18 protein-coding genes and 1 riboswitch are annotated in these 21,874 nt (G+C 58.8%); of the genes, 11 read left to right on the plus strand and 7 right to left on the minus strand.

Annotated features, from left to right (window positions below; genetic code table 11):
* Positions 1–198, minus strand: coding sequence for a sulfur carrier protein ThiS (thiS, locus tag RA29_RS18530; RefSeq protein ID WP_039688813.1), 198 nt, complete (start codon positions 196–198; stop codon positions 1–3).
* Complete coding sequence (locus RA29_RS18535) at positions 176–1,156, minus strand: FAD-dependent oxidoreductase (protein ID WP_039688943.1); 981 nt, start codon at positions 1,154–1,156, stop codon at positions 176–178. The genes thiS and RA29_RS18535 overlap by 23 nt, the downstream gene beginning before the upstream one ends.
* 139 nt (positions 1,157–1,295) lie before the next feature.
* Positions 1,296–1,398: riboswitch (TPP riboswitch) on the minus strand.
* Positions 1,399–1,665: 267 nt separating this feature from the next.
* On the opposite strand from RA29_RS18535, the gene RA29_RS18540 reads away from it, so the two are divergent.
* On the plus strand, positions 1,666–3,678 hold the full coding sequence (locus RA29_RS18540; RefSeq protein ID WP_052249771.1) for a TonB-dependent receptor: 2,013 nt from the start codon (positions 1,666–1,668) through the stop codon (positions 3,676–3,678).
* Positions 3,679–3,690: 12 nt separating this feature from the next.
* On the opposite strand, the gene RA29_RS18545 is transcribed toward RA29_RS18540, so the two are convergent.
* The 5 genes from RA29_RS18545 to RA29_RS18565 all read right to left on the minus strand — a co-directional run bounded on the left by RA29_RS18545 (position 3,691) and on the right by RA29_RS18565 (position 7,638).
* Entirely contained in the window at positions 3,691–4,449 is a 759-nt protein-coding gene (locus tag RA29_RS18545) for an ATP-binding cassette domain-containing protein (protein WP_039688815.1), read from the minus strand.
* Positions 4,446–5,330, minus strand: coding sequence for an iron chelate uptake ABC transporter family permease subunit (locus RA29_RS18550; protein WP_241462653.1), 885 nt, complete (start codon positions 5,328–5,330; stop codon positions 4,446–4,448). Before RA29_RS18550 ends, RA29_RS18545 begins: the two co-directional genes overlap by 4 nt.
* A gap of 49 nt (positions 5,331–5,379) precedes the next feature.
* Positions 5,380–6,333, minus strand: a complete 954-nt coding sequence (locus RA29_RS18555) for an iron chelate uptake ABC transporter family permease subunit (protein ID WP_039688818.1) — start codon at positions 6,331–6,333, stop codon at positions 5,380–5,382.
* A gap of 4 nt (positions 6,334–6,337) precedes the next feature.
* Positions 6,338–7,234, minus strand: a complete 897-nt coding sequence (locus tag RA29_RS18560; protein WP_039688821.1) for an ABC transporter substrate-binding protein — start codon at positions 7,232–7,234, stop codon at positions 6,338–6,340.
* Positions 7,235–7,338: 104 nt separating this feature from the next.
* A complete protein-coding gene (locus RA29_RS18565; protein ID WP_039688947.1) occupies positions 7,339–7,638 on the minus strand; it encodes a DUF2218 domain-containing protein in 300 nt (99 codons plus the stop codon).
* Between the two features lie 232 nt (positions 7,639–7,870).
* Between RA29_RS18565 and speA the strand changes: the two genes are divergently transcribed.
* The 10 genes from speA (at position 7,871) to RA29_RS18615 (ending at position 21,867) form a co-directional block, all read left to right on the plus strand.
* On the plus strand, positions 7,871–9,814 hold the full coding sequence (speA, locus tag RA29_RS18570) for a biosynthetic arginine decarboxylase (RefSeq protein ID WP_052249773.1): 1,944 nt from the start codon (positions 7,871–7,873) through the stop codon (positions 9,812–9,814).
* 21 nt (positions 9,815–9,835) lie between these two features.
* Positions 9,836–11,041 (plus strand): saccharopine dehydrogenase family protein, encoded by a 1,206-nt coding sequence (locus tag RA29_RS18575; RefSeq protein ID WP_039688823.1) that lies wholly within the window; start codon positions 9,836–9,838, stop codon positions 11,039–11,041.
* On the plus strand, positions 11,041–12,216 hold the full coding sequence (locus RA29_RS18580) for a carboxynorspermidine decarboxylase (RefSeq protein WP_052249774.1): 1,176 nt from the start codon (positions 11,041–11,043) through the stop codon (positions 12,214–12,216). Before RA29_RS18575 ends, RA29_RS18580 begins: the two co-directional genes overlap by 1 nt.
* The gene (gene speB, locus RA29_RS18585; protein WP_039688825.1) at positions 12,213–13,067 is read left to right on the plus strand and encodes an agmatinase; all 855 of its coding nucleotides are present in this window, start codon (positions 12,213–12,215) and stop codon (positions 13,065–13,067) included. The genes RA29_RS18580 and speB overlap by 4 nt, the downstream gene beginning before the upstream one ends.
* Before the next feature lie 123 nt (positions 13,068–13,190).
* Positions 13,191–15,005 carry an IucA/IucC family protein gene (locus RA29_RS18590; RefSeq protein ID WP_082029610.1) on the plus strand — a complete coding sequence of 605 codons (1,815 nt, stop codon included), beginning with the start codon at positions 13,191–13,193 and terminating at the stop codon, positions 15,003–15,005.
* Positions 14,992–16,695: an IucA/IucC family protein gene (locus RA29_RS18595; protein WP_039688829.1), complete on the plus strand. Its 1,704-nt coding sequence runs from the start codon at positions 14,992–14,994 to the stop codon at positions 16,693–16,695. The genes RA29_RS18590 and RA29_RS18595 overlap by 14 nt, the downstream gene beginning before the upstream one ends.
* A gap of 3 nt (positions 16,696–16,698) precedes the next feature.
* A complete protein-coding gene (locus RA29_RS18600; RefSeq protein WP_039688831.1) occupies positions 16,699–17,922 on the plus strand; it encodes an AMP-binding protein in 1,224 nt (407 codons plus the stop codon).
* Positions 17,919–19,190, plus strand: a complete 1,272-nt coding sequence (locus RA29_RS18605; protein WP_039688832.1) for a DUF6005 family protein — start codon at positions 17,919–17,921, stop codon at positions 19,188–19,190. Before RA29_RS18600 ends, RA29_RS18605 begins: the two co-directional genes overlap by 4 nt.
* Positions 19,187–20,026, plus strand: a complete 840-nt coding sequence (locus RA29_RS18610) for a sugar phosphate isomerase/epimerase family protein (RefSeq protein ID WP_039688834.1) — start codon at positions 19,187–19,189, stop codon at positions 20,024–20,026. The genes RA29_RS18605 and RA29_RS18610 overlap by 4 nt, the downstream gene beginning before the upstream one ends.
* Before the next feature lie 11 nt (positions 20,027–20,037).
* Complete coding sequence (locus RA29_RS18615; protein WP_039688835.1) at positions 20,038–21,867, plus strand: ABC transporter ATP-binding protein; 1,830 nt, start codon at positions 20,038–20,040, stop codon at positions 21,865–21,867.
* The last annotated feature ends 7 nt before the right edge of the window (positions 21,868–21,874 follow it).

Below are 21,874 nucleotides of genomic sequence, written 5' to 3' on the forward strand. Positions count from 1 at the left end.
TCACCCTCCCTGCCGGGGGGCGACGATTTCGATCCGGTCGCCATCATGCAGGGCGTGGCCACTGCGCATGGTCTTGGGCACGAACGCCTCATTCACCGAGGTGGCGACTTTGGCCTCGCTTTTGCCAAGCTCGACGAGCAGCGCGGCCAGATCAGGCGCGTCGCTGATCACTGTCTCACCGTTCACGATGATCTTCATACCAAACCTCCGGTGTTTTGCCCTCCAGCACCAGATCCGCCGTCATCCGCGCAAGGGCGGGAGCCAGCAGAAATCCGTGCCGAAAAAGTCCATTTGCATAGATCCGTTCGCCGATCTGGCGGATGCGCGGCTGGTTGTCCGGGAACGCGGGACGCGCATCGACGCCGATTTCCAGCAGCTCTGCCTCACCAAATGCAGGATGCAGGGCGTAGGCCGCGTTCATCAATTCCATCACCGAGCGCAGGGTAGCGCGACGGCGCTCCCCACTTTCGATCTGGGTGGCCCCCAGCATGTAAACACCAGCCCCGCGTGGAACGATGTACAGGGGAAATCGGGGGTGCAGGAGGCGAACAGGTCGCGACAAGGCCACGTCAGGGCAACGCACAACCAGCATTTCACCTTTGACCCCGCGTAGATCGGAAAGCGTATCGCGCGCCGCAAGACCACGGCAGTCAATGATCTGTCCCTTCGGATCATCACCAAAGATCACACCGTTTTGCCCAAGGCGTTTATGCAGTTCCGTCAGCGTAGCGCGTGGATCAAGATGTGCTTCCTCCTCGAGGTACAGGGCCTTTGAAAACTGCTCTGCCAAGTGCGGTTCAAGTTCTGCCAACGCTGCGCGGTCCAGCGTTGCCGTTGTCGGCGCACGTCTGGCAAAGGTCGTCAACTCGCTCTGATCACGACCAAGGGCAACGACCAGCGTGCCGCGTCGTGTCAATGCTGCGCCATGATTTTCCCACCATGCAGCGGCTTTACGACCTTGAACAACCACTTCCTGTTCGGCACTCACGCCTTCGCATTCCGGTGCCAACATGCCACCCGCCCACCACGAACACGCATGTTCACCGGGTGCCCCATTGCGCTCGATGACTATGACCTGCGCGCCACGGGCTGAAAGCTCTGCCGCCATCGCAAGGCCGCAGACGCCACCGCCAATAATCGAAAACAAACTGCTCATCTTGATAATCCACCGCGCACTCGCGTCGACCAACCAACAGCGCCAAAATCATCGACCAGCAAAACGTGTGCGCGCCGCATGTCTATGCCCCCTTTCATAAGGAACAAGACAGCGAACGGGGGGCAAGCAGAGACGGCGTGCGTCTTCATGAACTGTTTCCTCCGCCGGTCCTAACCGGTTCAGGTTCAATGGGTTCACGCGCAGCGCATCTCAGCCCCAAAGGGGCACCCCAACAGGTGTTGCTGGATGATTACGATCTTCGCGCCGGTTCGTCAAACAGATGTGCGAAGGTCACCTCTGATTGAATGAACGATGTCTTTTGACGCTCTGAAGGGGATGTCGGTCATCGAACGGCGACATAATGCTTAGCTCGGTGTCTCAACCAGCCTGAATGACCATTGCGGTGCGATTTCAACGCATTGCGTTTCACCGAAGTTCAAGGCACAAGCTTTACCAAGGCAGCTCTGAACTTCGTCTAGCCACCTGATAAGCTAGACGAGGGAACTAAAATGCCATCCACCTTTACAAAGGTGTGCTTCACCTTTGCGTTGATACCAACCGCGACCATTGCACAAAATCAGTCAGAACCAAACACGCCACCAGAAACGGGCGATGAAGCCTTTCTTGGAACAATTGTTTTGTCCGCGCCGGACAATCCGATGGCGGAGGACGGGATTTCCGTCACCAGCGAAGGGCTGGCGCTGAGCAATCCGGCGGATTTGTCAGAGCTGTTCGTGGCCGAGCCCACAATCGCGGTCGGCGGGTCCATCCCAATGTCGCAGAAGGTTTATGTGAACGGGATTGAGGAGAACAATCTGGCCATCTCGATCGATGGGGCGCGGCAAAACAACAAAGTGTTTCATCACAATACGACGACGCTGATTGATCCCGCTTTGCTCAAGGCGGTGCGGATTGAACCTGGCGTCGCGTCAGCGGATGCAGGACCGGGCGCACTCGCCGGTGCGCTGGCTTATGAGACAAAGGACGTAGATGATTTACTGGATCCCGGAGACACCTTTGGCGGGCGCTATAAGCTTGAGTATGACAGCAACGGCGATTTGTTTTCGAACAGCCTGAGCCTGTACGGACGCGACGGCGGTTTCGAGTATTTGCTGTTCGGAAAGTCTGCCACCGGCAACAACCGAGAAGACGGCGACAGCAATGACATCCTTGCTTCCGGCACCGATTTGAACAGCTTCTTGGGCAAGATCGCATATGAAACCGAAGGCGGACATCGTTTTGAGTTTTCTGCTGAGAACGTGTCCGATGATGAAGTGCGCCCATTCCGTGCCAATATCGGTCTGGTTATCCCTGAGGAGGGGCGGCTGCCGTCGCCATTGACGCGCCCCTACGAGCTAGAGCGGGAAAACTACTCATTCACATACACCCGTGCCAATCCAACTGGCGCGTGGAACCCGACCATCCGCCTGAGTTATAGCGGGACCGAAGTGTTTGTTGATGACACAGACACAAGACTTCGAGAACTCAATACCGGTGAAACAACCAGCATAAGCGGAGAAATCTCGAACCGCTTTACACTGAGTTGGGGTGAAGTGAATGCCGGGATCGATTTTTACAAAGACGAAGCAGAAATCGATAGCTTCAGCGTCGCGACGTCATCGCCTCTGTATAGCCTTAAGGAAGATTTGCGTAACGTTGGTGTCTTTGCCCAGGTCCGGATGGAACCAACCGCTAGTACTCGTCTGTCGTTCGGCGCCAGAGCAGACTTTCAGCAGCTCGAAGCCCAAAATGGCTTCAAGCAATCTGAAAGTGGCTTGTCTGGCAATGTATCGGGCGAGTGGGATGTCACAGATCGGTTCACGGTAGGTGCAGGCTACTCGCATGTTTGGGGTGGGCTTGAACTGGCCGAGAATTTCATCATGTCACCAATATGGATCTACCCAACCGGTGGTTTGGGCACAGTTACCGCCGACAACGCCTACATTGCCGCAAGCTATGATACCGGTACGTGGATGATTGACGGTAAAGTGTTCGGCACTGACATCAACGACGCGCGTGCGGGCAGTTTTCGCGGGGGGCCAAATGGACGGGCAGACGTTGCATCCCGCGGGTTTGAACTTGGCTTCTCAACCACGTGGGAGCGCGGTTTCTTCCGCATCGGCTATGCAAACATTGATACCGAAGTGAACGGCGTCGCAGCGAATTCCTTCACAGGCAACTACCTAGCGATACCGCTTGGTGAATTCATTACATTCCAGACCGCGCATCGCTTTGACAATGGTGTTTTGATAGGCGGCGATGCACAAATCGCTCTGGACTATGACGACACCCTTGATGACGATGGCCGCTCACCCACAATCCAAGGCTATACCGTTTTCAATACATTTTTGGAGTACTCCCCACAGCGTATGGATAACCTGACGCTTCGGATGGAGATCAACAACATCTTCGATCAGCAATACGCCGCCAGGGCAACATATGGCCAGGAGTTTATCGGCCAGGTCGAGCCGTTGAACGAACCCGGACGCTCCATTCGTCTGAGCGCTGAAATCGTATTCTGACGGTGCGGGGCCTCAAGGCCCCACATCCACGATGCGGCGGTTGTTATGGTTTATGACCGCCGCATCTGTACCATAGATTCTATTGATCAAGTCGTCGGTCACGACCTCTTCAGGGTTGCCCATGGCCGCAACACGCCCCTCAGCCAGCACGACCAGATGATCGGCATAAGCCAGTGCATAGTTGATATCATGCAGTACAATCACGACAGTCCGCCCCTGTTCGTCTGCCAGACCGCGAAGCTGCGCCATCAACCGGCGAGACGCGGCGATATCGAGGTTGTTGAGTGGCTCGTCAAGCAACAGGTAGTCCGTGCCCTGGGCAAAGATCATCGCCAACAGCGCGTTCTGCCGTTGCCCGCCCGAAAGCGTATCCAATGCACGGTTGCGCAGATCGGTTAGCTGAAAGGCAGCCAGCGCTGCATCAATGATCGCGCCATCCTGATCTGTCAGGCGCCCGCGTGAGTGCGGATACCGCCCAAACGCGACAAGGTCAGACACGCTTAACCGGGGTGCCGCATCCTGGATCTGTGGCAGGATGGCCAGAATCCGCGCCAACGCCGCGGTGTCGCAGGTCGCAATGTCGTGCCCGTCGACGGTCACGCGCCCATGCTGCAGCGGCAAGAGCCGCGCGATCAGTGACAAAAGCGTCGACTTGCCAGCGCCGTTTGGTCCGATCAGGGCTGTGACGCCATGCTTTGGCATATCAAGCGACACATCCCGCAGGATGGCTTTGCCCGCGATATCGTAGTCTATATTGCGGATCGAGATCATCTGGATCGGCCTTTGAGCAAGAGGAAGAAGAAAAACAGCCCGCCTAGCAGATCGACAACGACCGACAAAGGTGTGGACAGGGCAAACACCCGTTCCAGTGCCAATTGCCCGCCTACAAGAGTGATGCCAGAGATCAATGCGGCAATCGGTAAAAGCCGCGCATGGGTTTCAGAGCCATCGACCAACCGGGCAAGGCTGACCACCAAAAGGCCAAGAAAGGCGACCGGCCCAACCAAGGCTGTTGATACTGAAACCAGCACCGCGACCAGCAGAAGCGCAAACACCGTTTCTAATCGAACCCGCAGACCGAGATTTGTGGCTGCATCATGGCCAAGAGCCAGTACATCCCACTGCCTTCGCCTGTGCCAGACCAGTGCGATGGCTCCGAGGCAGAGGACTGAGGCGAGCGGCAGCAAGTCGGTATCGATCCGGTTGAAACGGGCATAGGAGGCCACTTGGATCACCTGGAACTCGTTCGGATCGATCATCCGCTGCCAGAATGCCGTCAGTGATCGAAACAGCGTCGCAAAGATAATCCCCGTCAGGATCATGCGCAGCAGATCGCCGCGTGTCTGCGCGATCAGCGTTCCAAACAACAGCACAGCGCCAAGCATCAAAAGCCCGGTGTTCAGACCAAACAGCGCCATCGGCGGCAACTGGATCGTCGCTTGCGCCCCCAGAAAAAACACCAACCCCGTCAGAAGTAGGCTGTAGAGCGCGTCAAATCCCATGATCGATGGTGTCAGGATCCGGTTGCCTGACACGGTCTGGAACAGCACGGTCGCCGTCGAAATGGCCACAGCAACCAACACCAACCCCGCCAGCTTGCCCGCGCGAAATGGGATCACAAAGCTCCACGCACCTTTTGCGCCGAGGGTCATGTACAGGACTGCGCACAGCAACAGCACCACACACAAGACAGCGACGGGCCTAGAGCGCATGAGACTTTGGTCTGTAGAGCAGCCACAGGAACAGTGCGGCACCCAGAATGCCCATCACTGTGCCCACCGGTATCTCAAACGGATGCCGCAGCAAACGCCCAAGGATATCGGAGAGCAGAACGAGTGCGGCCCCACCGCCAGCGATCATGGGCAGTGTGCGGCGCAGATTGTCACCGGCATAGCGTGCCACGACGTTCGGCACGACAAGCCCAAGAAAGGGAATGGCACCCACGGTGACGACAACCAGTGCCGTCACGATCGAAATTGCGAGCAGGCCAATGATCATCACCTGCTGGTAGTTCAGGCCCAGATTGATGCTTGCGGTCCGCCCCAAACCGAGGATCGCAAACTGGTCTGCCGCGGCGTAGGTCAGCGCAGCCACCAGAGCTGCGATCCAAAGCAACTCATACCGCCCGCGCAGCACGCCGGAGAATTCTCCGTTCATCCATACGTCGATGTATTGAAGCATGTCGCCCTGATAGGCGATGAAGGTCACCGCCGCCCCGAGGACGCCGCCATAGATCAGTCCCACCAAGGGGATCAGCAACGGTTGTGTCGGTGGCAATCTCTGCACGATGGTCAGAAAGCCTGCACTGGCCAGCAAGGCTGCGGCGGACGCAAGTGCCATCTTTGCGAGCAATCCCGCCTCCGGCAAAGCCCACGTGGTGAGCAGAATACCCAGTGCGGCCCCCTGTCCTGTTCCCGTCGTCATCGGCTCGACAAAACGATTGCGCACCATGCTTTGCAAAAGCGCGCCGCAGACGGCCAACGTGCCTCCCGCGATCACAACGGCAAGCGTGCGTGGCACACGGCTGTCGCGCAGTAGTTCCCATGCCGCCCGGTCGTGTAGCACATCTATTGGCGTAACTGGGATGACGCCCACGAAAAGCGAAAGAAGGCAAAGGGCCGCCAGCCCCCCGCCTAAGCACAGCGACGCACGCATCAGGTTATTGATCCGTCAGAGCCGCCGCAATTTCATCGAGCGTGAGCATCATCGACTGTATGCCGCCCCCAGCCAGATAGATGGGCGCCGAACTCAAGTAGACGACCTTGCCGTTTTTCCATGCGCTTGTCTCGTGAACAAGCGGATTGTCCAACGTGGCCCGCGCGCTGGCACCGTCCTGACCAATGGCCGACATCCTATCTACAACCAGCAGGATGTCCGGATTGGCATCGCGGATGAACTCGAAACTGATCGCTTCGCCATGGGTGCTTTCCTCGACATTGTCGATTGTAGCTGGAAGGCCAATATCCGTGTGCAACCAGCCAAAGCGGCTGTCAGCACCATAGGCAGATATCTTAGGCCCATTGGTCATCACAATGAGGGCGCTTCCCTGCCCCTCCAGATCCGTCTTCAACGTATCAAGCCGCGCATCAAATCTGGCAGCGAGTGCGGCGGCTTCGTCCTGCTTACCGAAGATGGTCCCGTAGACCGCAAGCCGGTCTAGGCCCTGGCCCACAACATCTTCCCAGATTGTCATGTCGATGGTGGGGGCAACACGTGCCAGATCCGGCACCACCCTCGACGACCGCCCACCGGCAAGGATCAGATCGGGATCCATCGCGGCGATGGCCTCGTAATCCGGTTCAAACAGCGTCCCCAATGGGGCCGCTCCGTCCATGGCATCCGCCAGATAGTCCAGCATCGGCGGGCCAACGACCCCGTCGGCCGCGACGCCAAGTGCGTCTAACGTGTCGAGAATGGCAAAATCCATCACGGCAATCGTGTCTGGAAAGGGGGTCACCTCCACCTGGCCAGCATAGGTATCAATTGTCTTGGTTTGGGCGTTGGCGGCGGGGCTCAGTGCAAAAACGATCGCACAGAAGGTGGCAAAGCGAAGCATTGGTGTCCTCATGCAGGCGTGTACGCATGGCTAAGGACTGGCTGTGCGCTTTCAGTGATGGGCCCCGGTTACGGCATCGGGGCAAATAGGTAAATCGATCAGTCTTACGCTGCCTGTGCGCCCACCCTCCACGACATCGTTTCAAACGCTTCGCGGAACGCAAATCGTGCCAGATGCGCATCAATCATGCGCTGTGCGTCCTGCGGGTCTTCGCCATCGTTCAAGGCGATGGTAACGGTCAGTGCTGTCTCAGACGCGGCAAAGGTCGTGTCGCCGAAACCCAGTGCTGCAAAGCCACTGGCATCGGTGTACTCGGCTTGAACTTTATGGCCGAAATGCTTGCACAACTGTTGTAGGTATCGCGATCCGTTCGAGGTATCAAAAGTGCCGATCAAAGAGGTCATAAGCATTTTCCTGATTATTTTTATCAGAAATATGTAGATCAGGTGATTATTCAAGTTAGTAAATAGCTTAGACGCCGCTTCGGTGGATTCTTGCGCGTCGAATTTTTTTCACTACGTCCCCCTTGCGCAATCTGAGATTGAAGTCTAGGCCATAGCCAAATACGCCCGGTAGGCTCAACCGCACACCCTTGCGCCGGTGACCACCAAGCAGTTTCTGAACATGAGACGGCGTATGAAATCCCTTACTATTGCTTCCGGTGACGTGACCCCAGTAACGGTCGGTCAGTCAAAATCAGATGCTGCTGCGCTCTATGGCATCGACCGTTGGGCGGACGATCTCCTGTGTGTGACGCCAGCCGGAGAGCTGGCGTTCAAAACTCCTGAAGCGCCGGACGCACTGCCTGTATCCCTGCCGCGGATCATTCAGGCCCTCAAACAGCGCGGTATCCCGGCACCGGTCCTTTTGCGGGTCCAACCGTTTCTGGATCGTTCGCTGGTGCGTTTGCAGGATGCCTTTGCGTGTGCCATTCGCGATTGCTGGTACAAGGGCGCGTATCGCGGCGTGTTTCCGATCAAGGTGAACCAACAGCCCGAAATTGTCGAACGAGTGGTCGATATGGGCCGTCCCCACCACTTCGGGCTCGAGGTTGGGTCAAAACCCGAGCTTCTGATCGCGCTGGCGCAATCCATGTCCCCGGATGCTCTGCTGATCTGCAACGGGGCCAAGGACGCGGCCTTTATCCATCTTGCCCTCCTGTCCCTGAAACTGGGGTTCAACACCGTCATCGTGCTTGAAAGCCTGCATGAGTTCGAGACGGTCCATCGCATTGCAACGGACCTCAACATACGCCCGCGTTTGGGTGTCCGTGTGAAGCTGATGGAGACCGTTGGCGGCAAATGGCAAGCCTCGTCGGGTGACCGTTCCGTCTTTGGCCTCGGCGCGCTGGATCTGGTGGAGCTGGCGGAACGGCTCGATGACACGGGGATGATGGATTGCCTCGTTCTGCAACACACCCATGTCGGGTCACAAGTGCCCCACATCATGGATGTGCGTCGCGCGACAACTGAGGCGTGCCGCTTCTATGCCGAACTGTCGCGTATGGGCGCGCCCCTGCAATACCTGGACCTCGGCGGCGGTCTTGGCGTCGACTACACCGGCGCCCGGCGCGCAGACGATAACTCGGTCAACTACACGGTTCAGGAATACTGTACTAACCTCGTGGAAAGCGTCTTTTACGCCATGGAAGAGGCTGATCTGCCCCACCCCACTATCGTTACAGAAAGCGGACGGTTCATTGCGGCGCAATCGGCGATCTTTGTTTTCGATATTCTGGATGCGACACTCTACGACACGCCGGAACGCCCAGCAATCGTCGCCGGTGATCATCACTTACTCAGCGACCTGCTTGCCATAGAAACCTACATCAACGGCGACAGACTGCAGGAAGCGCTGAACGACGCGATTTACTACCGCGACGAGATCCGCACCCTCTTTCGACACGGTCAGATCGGACTGCCGCTGATGGCGCGTGCGGAACAAGCGTTTCTATTTCTGCTGTCGCGCTTCAAAAAGGTTGCCGGACAAGACGGGTGTTCCGGGCTGATCGACCGGCAATTGTCGCGCTTCGTGGACTATTACCACGGCAACTTCTCTGTCTTTCAGTCCTTGCCAGATGTTTGGGCCATTGATCAGATGCACCCGGTCATGCCGCTTAGCCGGCTGAACGAGGCACCGACGCGACAGGCAATCCTCACAGACCTGACCTGCGACAGCGATGGTAAGATCGACCGTTTTGTGCTGCGTGACGGAATTGCAAATGCCTTGCCCGTCCATGACCTGCGCCCTGACGAAGACTACAACATCGGCGTCTTCTTCGTCGGTGCCTACCAAGAGACTTTAGGCGATTTACACAACCTGTTTGGCGACCCGAATGTGGTGACAATATCACTCGATGCAACGGGCGGTTTCACTATTGAAAACGAGACCGAAGGCGACAGGATTGCCGAGGTTCTGACATATGTCGAATACGATCCTCAGGCCTGCCTTGCCACCTTCCGCAAGACGGTCGAACGGGCAGTAAAAGCCGGACGTGTCGACGCGACCGAGCGGCGCACAATGATCGCCGCCTACAAGGAGAGCCTGGCTGGCTCCACCTATTTTTCCACTGACCGCTAACTGCAAAGCGAGGATTCAATTATGGGACGTGTTTTGGTCATCGGGGCTGGCGGTGTAGGGGCCGTTGCCGTCGTGAAGATGGCGATGAATCCGGAGGTTTTCACGGACATAACCCTCGCCAGCCGCACCCTGTCAAAATGTGAGGACATTGCCGCAAACGTGCTAAAACGCACCGGCGTCACCATCAAGACCGCGCAAGTGGACGCGATGGATGTGGCCGCAACCGTGGCCCTGATCCGCGAAACCCAGGCAGAGCTGCTGGTCAACCTCGCCCTGCCCTATCAGGATCTCGTCCTCATGGACGCCTGCCTTGAGGCGGGGATCCACTACCTCGACACCGCCAACTACGAACCCGAGGACGAGGCCAAGTTCGAATACAGCTGGCAATGGGCCTATCAGGACAAGTTCAAGGCCGCCGGTCTCAGCGCAGTCCTCGGCTCCGGGTTCGATCCCGGTGTCACCTCGATCTTCGCCACATGGGTCCGCAAACACAGGCTGGACGGCATCCGCCTGATCGACATCCTCGACTGCAATGGCGGCGACAATGGCAAACCCTTCGCCACCAACTTCAACCCCGAAATCAACATTCGAGAGGTCACCGCCGTGGCCCGCCATTGGGAAAACGGCGACTGGGTAGAAACCCCGGCGATGAGCCGCAAGGTCGCCTTCGACTTCCCTGAAGTCGGGGAAAAGAACATGTACCTCATGTATCACGAGGAACTTGAAAGCCTCAAAACCCACTTCCCCGAAGTGCAGCGCGCGCGCTTCTGGATGACGTTTGGCGATGCCTACATCAACCACGTCACCGTGCTGCAGAATGTGGGTATGACGCGGATCGATGCGGTTATGCACGAGGGGCAGGAAATCATCCCGCTCCAATTCCTGAAATCCGTACTGCCGGATCCCAGCGATCTGGGCGAATTGACCAAGGGCAAGACCTGCATCGGTGACATTATCACCGGACCTACGTCGGACGGGGAAAAGACCTTTTACATCTACAACATTTGCGATCACGAGGAGTGCTTTGCCGAAGCAGGTAGCCAGGCCGTTGCTTATACCACAGGCGTGCCTGCGATGATCGGCGCGGCCATGATGCTCAAGGGGATTTGGAAGCAGCCCGGCGTCTGGAACACCGAACAGCTCGATCCTGATCCCTTCATGGACATGCTCAATACCAACGGTCTGCCCTGGCAGATAGTGGAACTAGACGGACACCCTGAGTTCTGATGGTGGACATCGTCGATCTTTCACGACGGGGTTTCGCCCGGTTCGACCTGTCGCGAGTCCCCTCGCCCTGCTTTGTCGTGGATGAGGTCGCGGTCGAGCGCAACCTGACGATCCTGCAAGATGTCGCCGAACGGTCTGGCGCGCATATCCTCTTGGCGCTCAAAGCCTTCTCCATGTTCGCCCTCGCACCTCTGGTCAATCGCTACCTTGCTGGCACATGTGCATCAGGCCTCTACGAGGCGCGGTTGGGGCACGAGAAATACGGCGGTCTGGTCAGCACCTACTGCGCAGGCTTCAAACCCGCCGACCTGCCAGAGATCATCCGCCTGTCGGATCACCTGATCTTCAACACGCCTGCACAGCAAACCCGCTTTGCATCTGAGATCATCACTGCGCGCGAGCAAAGTGACGCTATAAGCATCGGCCTGCGGATCAACCCCAAGCATTCCGAAGGCTGGAACCCCAAATACGACCCTGCGGCCGCCTGCTCCCGCCTTGGCACACCGCTGTCGCAGATAACCGACACTGACCTGAAGGGCATCGAAGGGCTGCACATGCACACGCTGTGTGAACAAGGGTTCGAACCACTTCTGAGCACGTGGGAGGCCGTCGAACCGCGCCTCGCCCCTTGGCTACCGGAGATGAAATGGCTCAACCTCGGCGGCGGGCACCACATCACCATGCCGGACTATGATCGGAGCGGTCTCATCGACCTTATCCGCCATATCCGCGCGCAATATGACATCGACGTCTTCCTCGAACCGGGCGAAGCGGTCGCGCTGCACGCAGGCATTCTGGTGGGTGAGGTGCTCGACGTGGCCCAGAACGACATGGCGCTGGCCATCACCGATATCTCCGCCACATGCCACATGCCCGATGTGATCGAAGCGCCCTATCGCCCCGACCTACTAGGCGAGCAGAAAGAGGGCACGCCGATCCGAATGGGCGGCCCCTCCTGCCTCGCAGGCGATGTGATCGGTGACTATGTTCCTGCTGCACCCGTGCAGCCCGGCGACCGGATCGCGTTTCTGGATCAAGCCCATTACTCGATGGTCAAAACCAACACGTTCAATGGCGTGCCCTTGCCGGGGATCGCCTTGTGGAACTCCGATACCGACGCCCTGCAGATGATCCGCACCTTTAACTACGATGACTTTGTGGGGCGGTTGTCATGACGCATTTCCTTGCAGGGGAACTCACTGCCGCAGAACGCGATCCACGTACCGCCGGGTTCCAAGTGATCCCTGTGCCCTTGGAACGCACGGTCTCTTACGGCGCGGGCACCGCCCAAGGTCCCGAAGCCATCATCGAGGCAAGTACGGAGCTAGAGCGGCTCTTTGCCGGATCAGAGCCTTGTACAAAAGGTATCGCTACGCAGGAGGCAGTAGAATGCAGCGGCCCACTCCCCGAAGTGATGGAGAATATTGCCGCACGCACGGAAAGCGCCGTGCGCGCAGGTGCTGTACCGGTGACCCTCGGCGGCGAGCACGCGCTTACCTACGGAGCCGTGTGCGGCATCAGGCGTGCGGTGGCGCGATCTATAGGCATCGTACAAATTGACGCCCACGCCGACCTGCGCTGCGCTTACCAAGGCGAGAGGCACTCCCATGCCTCTGTCATGCAGCTTCTGGCTGAAGAGGAAGGCATTCCACTGGCTCAATTCGGTGTCCGCGCGCTGTGTCAGGAGGAGGCGAACCTCCGTAAAACGGCCAATGTGTTCTTCCGGGATGCCGAAGAGCTTGTTGTTGGCGATGTTCACGCTGTGGATCTTCCGACCGATTTTCCACAGGACATTTACATCAGTTTTGATCTGGACGGGCTCGACCCTTCGATTTTGCCAGACACGGGCACGCCCGTGCCCGGAGGCTTGGGATATTACCAAGCGCTCAACCTGCTGCGACACGCACTGAAAGGACGGCGCCTGATCGGCTGCGATGTTGTCGAGCTCGCACCCACCCCCGGAGGCGCAGTGTCCAGCTTCACAGCCGCGCAAATCACATACGCACTCATGTCCCTCGCGGACTAAGCCAGGCCGCGCGCCCCAGCTACCCCAACATCGCAACGACCTGATCGCCCCGGGGGCATCCACCCGCGGGTCATCCGGTGATCAACCACTGGCCACTTCGGTCAGCGCAGGAGGTATGCCAGAATGCAAGCACCAACTCTTGAGATCACAAAGAGCGCTCCGCCACCGACACAGCCGCTGGTACATACGGCGACGCAATCACGCACGTTGGACGCAAGTCGCTGCGCCGAACGCGCAACGCTTAAGGCACTGCTGAATTGCTATATCCGCGAGGTCTGCGCAGGCGCAGTTCTCCGCCCTGACGACCAAAGTGCGCCCATGCAGATGGAGGTTGCCCTCCCCCAAAGCGCAACACGCCTTCGGGTCGAGCTCCACTATTGTTCACTGGTCGGCCCCCACGACTTCGGACCCATCACCCAGTTCGATCAACAGGCCAAGACATGGCGACCTGCCCATCCCGCGCAAGTGATCACTATGCTGCTTATGGAGTGCGAGGCGCGGGTCCCCGGCGCGAATGGCACCGGGATGCTCGAACTGATGCGCCGTGTGCTTAACAGCTACGATCAGATCAGCAAACTTTGCCAAAACGCACCAGCACCCTGCGCCAGTTTCCTGCCTGCCGAACAGAGCCTCTATTTCGGTCACTGGTTACACCCCACACCCAAAAGCCGTGAAGGCATGACCGACTGGCAACAAGCCGTCTACGCCCCCGAGTGTGGACGTGCGTTCCAACTCCATTATTTCGCTGTTGATAGCACATTGATCGAAACCGGATCGGCAAATGGTCAAAGCGCGCAAGACCTGCTCGCCGATATGCCCGATCTCGCGCTTGACGACGTCCGTCCAACTGAAACCGCAATCCCTATGCACCCGCTGCAGGCGCAAACCCTGCTGCTGCAACCCCAGGTCCAAGGGCTCATCGCAGCCGGACATCTCCGCGACCTTGGACCGCGAGGCACGGAATTTGCTGCGACGTCTTCGGTCCGCACGGTCTACGCACCCGACTGCCGATGGATGCTGAAATTCTCGCTGCCCGTCAAAATCACAAACTCCCGTCGTGTAAATCTGCACCACGAGTTGGAAGCCGGTGTCGTCATGGCCCGCCTACTAGACAAAATCGGCCCCCTGCCGCCGCAATTTCATATCATCAACGACCCTGCCTTCATGACACTGTCCTTGCCGGACAGCACCGAAAGCGGCTTCGAAGTCATCTTTCGCGAAAACCCCTTTGTCGATCAGGCTGGCGATGGCGTTACCACCATCGCAGCTCTGACGGCTGACCCTTTGTCGGGGCAACAATCGCTATTGTCCCAAACCATCATGGCGCTGTCGCGTGTTAACAAGACCTTGCCCAGCAAGATGGCAAAACAGTGGTTCGCAGCCTACCTCGATTGTGCACTCAAACCGGCACTTGCGCTTTACGACCGCTGGGGCATCGCGCTTGAGGCGCATCAGCAAAACACCTTACTCGACATCGGCACGGGTCTGCCCACACGCGCCTTCTTCCGCGACAACCAAGGGTACTACATCGTAGACACGAAGCTCGATCGTCTCGCCACGCTGGAGCCAGGTTTGCGCAGCATTAAGGCGCTTTGCTTTGCCGAGGCAGAGATAAACGAACGCTATTGCTACTACCTGATCGTCAATCAGGTCTTTTCCATCATCAGCCGCCTGGGCCGCGATGGCCTAGCCGACGAAAGCGCGCTTATCGCTCACCTTCGCACGTGCCTGGCCGACATCGGTGCGCAAGCCATGGGCCCCGCTGCAGGCTTCATTCAGTTTGTCCTGACCGCGGATCACCTGCCCGCCAAAGGCAACCTTCTGACTCGTCTGCATGATGTGGACGAGCTGCAGGCCGAGGGGGAGAAAGCAGTCTACGTACGCCTTCCAAACCCCCTTTCCACACCGACGACGGAGGCCCGACATGTCCCTGCGTGAGGCCGTCCGCATTGAGACGACGGGTCAGCGGGTCGTGCGCCAACTATGCGAGGCGCTGATTTTTGAAGGGCTGTGCAAGCTCGCCCCAAACATCGGGATCGGGTGCTGGACATGGGGTGGCACAACCATTCGGGCCAAAATCACGTTGGGTGGCTTCAACCGCCCACGGATTACACCTGGTTCAGTGCAGATACAGTGCGGCACGGGTTGGGCACCGGCATCTGCAACAGATCTGCTCGCAACCGCGCCGATAGCAGAAGCCATGCGACAGGAATTGGCCGAAGATCTGCACCGCAGCGAAGCATTGACCGATCTGACGGGTCCCGATGTCCACCAGCGCGGACTGCGCAGCGGCATGAGCTGTGACGCGCTGGAAAGCGCCTTGCACGAAGGACACCCCTACCACCCCTGCTTCAAGGCGCGTAGCGGGTTCTCGGACAAAGACCACCTGATTTACGGCCCCGAAGCCGGGCGCTGCTTCCAGCTTGAATGGCTGGCTGTAGATCAAACCTTGGTCGATCAGTCGCTTCCCGACCGCTTTCTCGACACCGAGTTGGACGCCGCCACGCGGCTGCAACTCTGCGCGCAAGCAACAGCCAAGGGTGTCACGCTTGCCGCTCACACACTTGTTCCTGTGCATCCCTGGCAGCAGCGCGCACTTCAGGGCAATGCAATATATCAGGCGTGGCGTGATGCTGGGCGCATCACGCATCTCGGCGCCTTCGGCGACCGGTACCGTGCCACGCAATCGGTGCGTACGCTTGCCAATGCCGATCACCCAAACCGTGCACACGTGAAGATGGCGATGGCGATGCGCAATACGTCGTCACTGCGCATCATAGAACCACACTCTGTGTGCGCGGCACCGGCCATCAGCGACTGGCTCGTCACCATCATCGCAAACGATCCTGTGTTCAGCGACACATGCCGCCTGACCCTGTTGCGAGAATACGCCGGGATCATCGTCGGGCGGGACACACCATTGTCGGGGCATCTCGCGGCGATCTATCGCGACAGCCCTCAGGGCGCGGGCCTCAACGCGCACCAGGTCATGCCGCTCAACGCGCTCGCCGTCACCGAGGCCTCGGGCGAGCCGCTCATTGCCCCGTGGGTGCAGCGCTATGGCATACATGTTTGGGTAGATCAGGTGCTGCGCACCACTGTCTTGCCTATATGGCACTTGATGGTGGCCCACGGCATCGGGCTGGAGGCACATGGCCAAAACCTGCTTCTGGAACACGACAACGGCTGGCCCATTGGTCTGATCGCGCGGGACTTTCACGAAAGCGTGGAATACGTGCCGGACCTTTTATCGCAGCCTGACCTCGTTCCCGATCTCGCAGCCATCGACCCGGTCTATGCCAACGCCGCTCCGGGCCAGTTTCACCGCATGGCAGGGGGCGAGGACCTGCGCGAATTGGTGATGGACACATTGTTCGTCTACAACCTGTCAGAATTGGCCGCGCTTTTGCAGCGCCACTACGGGCTGACCGAGACGCTGTTCTGGCAGCGGGTGCGTACCGTGATCGACCAGCATGTCGCCCGCCGTGAGTTGAAGGCGCGGCAAGCGGCCTTTGCCCCCTTCGTGCCCAGCATCTCTACCGAGTCTCTCCTGACACTCAAGCTGAACGGTGGAACGGGCGTGTTTCGTCACACCGTGCCCAATCCGCTCTGCACCACGAAAGGATAACCGATGTTCATTCTGAATGACCGGCAAGTCGATATCGCCCCACTGTCCGGGCAAGACTTCATCAATCCCGAAAGTCATCGCTACGCTATACATCTGCATGATAAGGACGCAGTACTTAGCCATATCCTGGCTCTCTGGTGGGCTGATGCCGGGGTGTTTCCCATCCATCCTGACATCCCAGCGACCAAGGCGCGTGACATGGCCTTGCAGGCAGATTGCGACAGGTTGGTCAATGAAGCGGGCGTGCACGCGCTGCCCGTCGTGGCTGACGCACTGGGTGGTGTGCTGGTCCAGATGAGCTCTGGCACGACCGGTGCACCAAAGGTCATCACCCGCACTTGGGACCAAGTGCGGCGTGAACTCGAAAGCTACGTCGCCGCTTTTCCTGAACCCGCTGACATGACGCCCGTTATTGCCTGTCCGATCACTCATTCCTACGGATTGATCGCTGGGGTCATGGTCGCGCTGGAGCGGGGTCACATGCCCGTCGTTATCGACACCCTGAACCCAAAATACATATTGCGACGTATGCGCGAGCTGCGCGCGCCGCTCCTCTACACCTCTCCGGCAATGCTGCATACGCTCGCGGCCTTTTCACCAGCGGATCATCCCATGTACGGGGCCATGACCTCCGGCACGATCCTGTCAAAGCCGTGGTTCGAACAGATCAGGGCCAAGACCACCCATCTGTTCCAGCAATACGGCTGCTCGGAAGCGGGCTGCATCGCCATCAATCCCGATCTTCAGGACGCCGCTGCGGTTGGGCGCCCTCTCACCCATCTGAAGTTGAAAACCAGCAAAGACCCCAACGCGCCAGCGCCCATAGTTGTCAATGATGGGCAGCGCAACATCGATACAGGCGACCTCGGGTACCTGACCTCGGATGGCATGCTCGTCTTCGTGGCGCGGCAGGACGATGTCATCGACGTGGCGGGCCTTAACGTCTACCCGCAAGAGGTCGAACAGGCCGCCCTCGCCATGGACGGTGTCGGCGACGCGCTGGCCTTTGCGCAAAAGGACGCGCTCGGCGGTGATCGCGTCGGCCTCGTTTTCGAAGGGTCCGACGTGGCACCCAACGATCTGCGCCTGTGGCTGATAGAGCGTCTTGCGCCCTACCAACTCCCAGCGACGCTGCATTCTGTCCCGCGCCTCCCTCGCGAGGCCAACGGCAAGATCAACCGTCGCGACGTCGCCCGCCGGTTCGCCGAAGCGGAGACAACGCTATGAAAGACGCACACATCCTGTCCGCCATCGAAACCACCCTGCGCGGCCCAATGGCCAACGCTCACATGGCCAATTTCGACCCTGACGCGCGGCTAAACGAGGATCTGCATCTCGACTCGGTCCTGATCCTCCACCTGCTCCTGCACCTCGAAACCATGCACGGCATTGACGTGCCCGAACGGGAGATGAGTAAGGCAGGCGTCGGAACCGTCCGTGACCTGATCGCTTTCCTGACCGGGCAGTCCATTGAGGCAGAGCAAGAGGAAGAAATCGACATCAAGGTTCATTGCGTCGTCAGCTGCCTGAGTGCCGCGATCAAGGCGTGCCCAGACCTCGACCACCGCCCCTTCTACTTCGGCGTGTGGGACACCGGCTTCGAGGTCGATGACGCCTTTCGACTGTCCTACCACGGTCCAACAGTCAAACATGACCACTTTAGACACTGGTTCCGGCGGCTTTACGGGGTCAACGTGATTGGCTGGTACAGCAAGGACCGGACCAAGGCCGAAAACATCGCGTGTTTCGAACACCTCCTGGCAACCAAACGCAGCACCGAACACCTTATGGTGATGCTGGACATGTACCACCTCCCCGAGCGGGAAAATAAGTTCAACCAGAACCCGTTTCCCCACTACATCATGATCGAAAAGACCCCCGATCCCGACCGCTGGTTCATGCACGATCCCGACTACCGGTGGGAGGGCATACTGCCCCGCGCCGCCATCCTGAACGCCATCAACCAGCCCACGGTCGCGGGCGGCTATATCTTCGACCGAGCCAAGGCGCGCGCGCCACGCAACGAAGACCTGCGCGCCTATTTCGAGGCCGTGTTCCTTGAAAAACGGAACCCCATGATCGACGCCACGCGCCGGATCGTGCGCGCTCATCTCGACCCGGCGGGGCCGCTCAATCACACCGCGCTTGCAGATGCCCTGCGCGAACTGCCCGTGCTCGCCATCCGCAAATACGCCTATGAGCACGGGTTCGCGGTGTTCTGGCGCGCGCTCGACCTGCCCGATCAAGACTTCGAAGACTGGTGCGACGAGATCGAAGCACTGCACCAGGGTTTCCGCACGCTCCAGTACAAGATCACCAAACTCTCCGCCTCCGGCGACCCCGCACTGGCCACACAGGTCTTTGCCGCCCTCGACGCGCTCGACCAGCGCGAAACCCACATCAAGGCCGGGCTCAAGGCCTGGTTCGTCAAATGGCAAGTCTCGACCTTCGCCTCGGGCGAAGTCCCTCTCGTCATGACAGGAGCAGACCAATGAACATCTCGCTGTGCACGATCACCTTTCGCCACCACCTTGTCAGCCTTGAACAAATCGCCGATTGGGCCAGCCGGAACGGCTTTCAGGGGATTGAGATCTGGGGCGCCCATGCGCGGCATATCCCCTTTGCCACGGGCCATGACGCGCGCTGGCTGGCGGGTTTCGGGCTACAGGTGCCTATGGTCAGTGATTACTTGCCGCTTCACAAACCGGAGGCTCTGGAGGATAAAACCGTGGCAGCGCTCAATCAGGCGCGGCGCTGGGACACGACCAACATCCGCACCTTCGTGGGTCCATCTGGCAGCGCAGACATGGCCGAACCGGACCGGAAGAATATCACAAGCGCTCTGCGCGCCGCTTGCGAACAGGTGGCAGAGCACGGGCGGTCCCTACTGGTTGAGACCCACCCAGGCACACTGGCTGACACGCTGGCCTCGACCGTGAGGTTGCTGGATGAAGTCGACCACCCCGCCCTCGGCATCAACTTCGATGCCCTGCATGTTTGGGAAGGCGGCGACGATCCCTGCGCCGCCCGGCAAGTGCTGCAGCCGAAGATACGTAACTACCATTTCAAGAACATATCGGCGCGTTCCGCACTGCCTGTCTTTGCCCCCAACAACATCTATGACGCGGCTGGTTCGCGCGACGGCATCGTACCGGTATTCGAGGGAGAGATGGACTATACCCCGCTTCTCCAGGACCTCGCCGAAGAACCGGACGCGCGCATATCGCTGGAATGGTTCGGTGACAACGTGTTCGACACATTGAAACGCGACTGCGCCGCTCTGCACAAGATGCTGGGTGACGCGAAGACCTCATTGCAACACGCCTCCTGATACGTCCGGCCATGCCTTTCCGTTTCTTCGAAAACCGAATTGACCCGTTCGCTGACATTGTGGACGGTGCACGGCCCCGCACAGTTCTGGGCTACATCCGATCAGAACTTATGCCCTATCGCCGCTGGTTGCCCTTGATCGCACTTACGGGGCTTCTAACGGCGCTGATGGAAAGCGGACTGATCTTCTATTCCGGGCGCCTCATCGACCTTATGACGACCAGCGGTCCCGCTGCGTTTTGGCAACAACACAGTACCGAGGTGTTGCTGGCCCTGTTCGTTGTTCTTGCGATCCGACCTGCTCTCGTGATGCTCAACCACCTGTTGCTGGAGCAGACACTGTCGTCAAACCTGCAGGAACAGGTGCGGTGGCGGGCGCATAAACACCTTTTGGGGCAATCGGTTGGCTTCTTCCAAAACGACTTTGCCGGGCGTTTGTCGAACCGTGTGATGCAGATGGGTCCCGCGGTTCAGGACAGTGTGCACATGACGTTCGAAGCCCTGTGGTTCAGCGTCACCTACGTGATCGGGGCAGTACTGATCCTCAGCCAGATTGACATCCGCCTGGCACTGCCTCTTGTCCTGTGGGTGATCGGCTATGGCTTCTATGTCCGCCATATCGCGGTAAAGGTCGGTACCGCCTCTGAACGATGGGCCGATGGGCGATCTATGGCGACAGGACGGGTTGTTGACGCCTACAGCAATATCGAAACGGTCAAGCTGTTCGCCCACAACAGGCAGGAGCAAGACTATGCGCTGTCCGCCCTGCGGCGCCTGCGCCTGCGCTTTCAACGGTTCCTGCGATTGATGACAATGCTGGCATTTGGCATGAACGCGATCAACGGCCTCCTGATCCTGATCCTTGTTGGACCGGCCATTTGGTTTTGGACCCTCGGCACGGTGACAATCGGAGAGGTAGCCGCCACCTCCGCCCTTGCCATCCGGCTGAACGGGATGAGCAACTGGATCATGTGGGTCACCATCCGGCTTTTTGAAAACAGCGGCATTATTCAGGAGGGTCTGCGGTCCATCGCAATACCGCATTTGATCAGAGACACCCAAGGGGCTTCCGTCCTGCCCCGCAGGGCAGGCGAGATTTCAGTGCGGAATGTCACCCACCGCCACGGCAAGAATGACAACGGACTACAAAGCGTGAACCTGAACATCCCCGCCGGCCAGAAACTCGGGATTGTCGGCAAATCCGGCGCTGGCAAATCCACGCTCGCCAACCTTTTGATGCGGTTTGATGATCCCGAACAAGGGCAGATCTTGATCGATGGCACACCCATCGACCAGCTCACGCAGCGCAGCCTGCGGCAACAGATCGGCATGGTCAGCCAGAATAGCGCGCTCATGCACCGCTCCATCCGCGAGAACCTGCTTTATGGCAACGATACCGCGACCGAAGCAGATATGGTTCGTGCGGCCAAGCAAGCCCACGCCCATGACTTCATACTGACGCTTCGCGATAGTGCCGGGCGGCTTGGCTACGACGCACATGTCGGCGAACGTGGAGTAACCCTTTCCGGAGGTCAGCGTCAGCGTATCGCGATTGCCCGCGTGATCCTCAAGAACGCACCCATCCTGATCCTGGACGAAGCGACATCCGCTCTGGACAGCGCGGTCGAGGTCGAAATCCAAGAGGCGCTTCAGACGATCATGCAGGACAAAACAGTAATCGTTATCGCGCATCGCCTGTCCACGTTGGTGAACATGGATCGCATCATCGTTCTTGAAAACGGTCGAATTATCGAGGATGGCCCTCCAGCCACATTGCGTGCAAGCACGGGCCGCTTTGCAGAGTTCTGGCGCATGCAGCGGGGCGAGGTGCGCTCCGCTTAACATCTGC

Source organism: Tateyamaria sp. ANG-S1, assembly GCF_000814025.1.
Lineage (GTDB): Bacteria > Pseudomonadota > Alphaproteobacteria > Rhodobacterales > Rhodobacteraceae > Tateyamaria.

Excerpts from the sequence above, each read along its gene's own strand:
- thiS (WP_039688813.1), bottom strand. The coding sequence starts at position 198 with ATGAAGATCATCGTGAACGGTGAGACAGTGATCAGCGACGCGCCTGAT.
- RA29_RS18535 (WP_039688943.1), bottom strand. The coding sequence starts at position 1,156 with ATGAGCAGTTTGTTTTCGATTATTGGCGGTGGCGTCTGCGGCCTTGCG.
- RA29_RS18540 (WP_052249771.1), top strand. The coding sequence starts at position 1,666 with ATGCCATCCACCTTTACAAAGGTGTGCTTCACCTTTGCGTTGATACCA.
- RA29_RS18545 (WP_039688815.1), bottom strand. The coding sequence starts at position 4,449 with ATGATCTCGATCCGCAATATAGACTACGATATCGCGGGCAAAGCCATC.
- RA29_RS18550 (WP_241462653.1), bottom strand. The coding sequence starts at position 5,330 with ATGACCCTCGGCGCAAAAGGTGCGTGGAGCTTTGTGATCCCATTTCGC.
- RA29_RS18555 (WP_039688818.1), bottom strand. The coding sequence starts at position 6,333 with ATGCGTGCGTCGCTGTGCTTAGGCGGGGGGCTGGCGGCCCTTTGCCTT.
- RA29_RS18560 (WP_039688821.1), bottom strand. The coding sequence starts at position 7,234 with ATGCTTCGCTTTGCCACCTTCTGTGCGATCGTTTTTGCACTGAGCCCC.
- RA29_RS18565 (WP_039688947.1), bottom strand. The coding sequence starts at position 7,638 with ATGACCTCTTTGATCGGCACTTTTGATACCTCGAACGGATCGCGATAC.
- speA (WP_052249773.1), top strand. The coding sequence starts at position 7,871 with ATGAAATCCCTTACTATTGCTTCCGGTGACGTGACCCCAGTAACGGTC.
- RA29_RS18575 (WP_039688823.1), top strand. The coding sequence starts at position 9,836 with ATGGGACGTGTTTTGGTCATCGGGGCTGGCGGTGTAGGGGCCGTTGCC.
- RA29_RS18580 (WP_052249774.1), top strand. The coding sequence starts at position 11,041 with ATGGTGGACATCGTCGATCTTTCACGACGGGGTTTCGCCCGGTTCGAC.
- speB (WP_039688825.1), top strand. The coding sequence starts at position 12,213 with ATGACGCATTTCCTTGCAGGGGAACTCACTGCCGCAGAACGCGATCCA.
- RA29_RS18590 (WP_082029610.1), top strand. The coding sequence starts at position 13,191 with ATGCAAGCACCAACTCTTGAGATCACAAAGAGCGCTCCGCCACCGACA.
- RA29_RS18595 (WP_039688829.1), top strand. The coding sequence starts at position 14,992 with ATGTCCCTGCGTGAGGCCGTCCGCATTGAGACGACGGGTCAGCGGGTC.
- RA29_RS18600 (WP_039688831.1), top strand. The coding sequence starts at position 16,699 with ATGTTCATTCTGAATGACCGGCAAGTCGATATCGCCCCACTGTCCGGG.
- RA29_RS18605 (WP_039688832.1), top strand. The coding sequence starts at position 17,919 with ATGAAAGACGCACACATCCTGTCCGCCATCGAAACCACCCTGCGCGGC.
- RA29_RS18610 (WP_039688834.1), top strand. The coding sequence starts at position 19,187 with ATGAACATCTCGCTGTGCACGATCACCTTTCGCCACCACCTTGTCAGC.
- RA29_RS18615 (WP_039688835.1), top strand. The coding sequence starts at position 20,038 with ATGCCTTTCCGTTTCTTCGAAAACCGAATTGACCCGTTCGCTGACATT.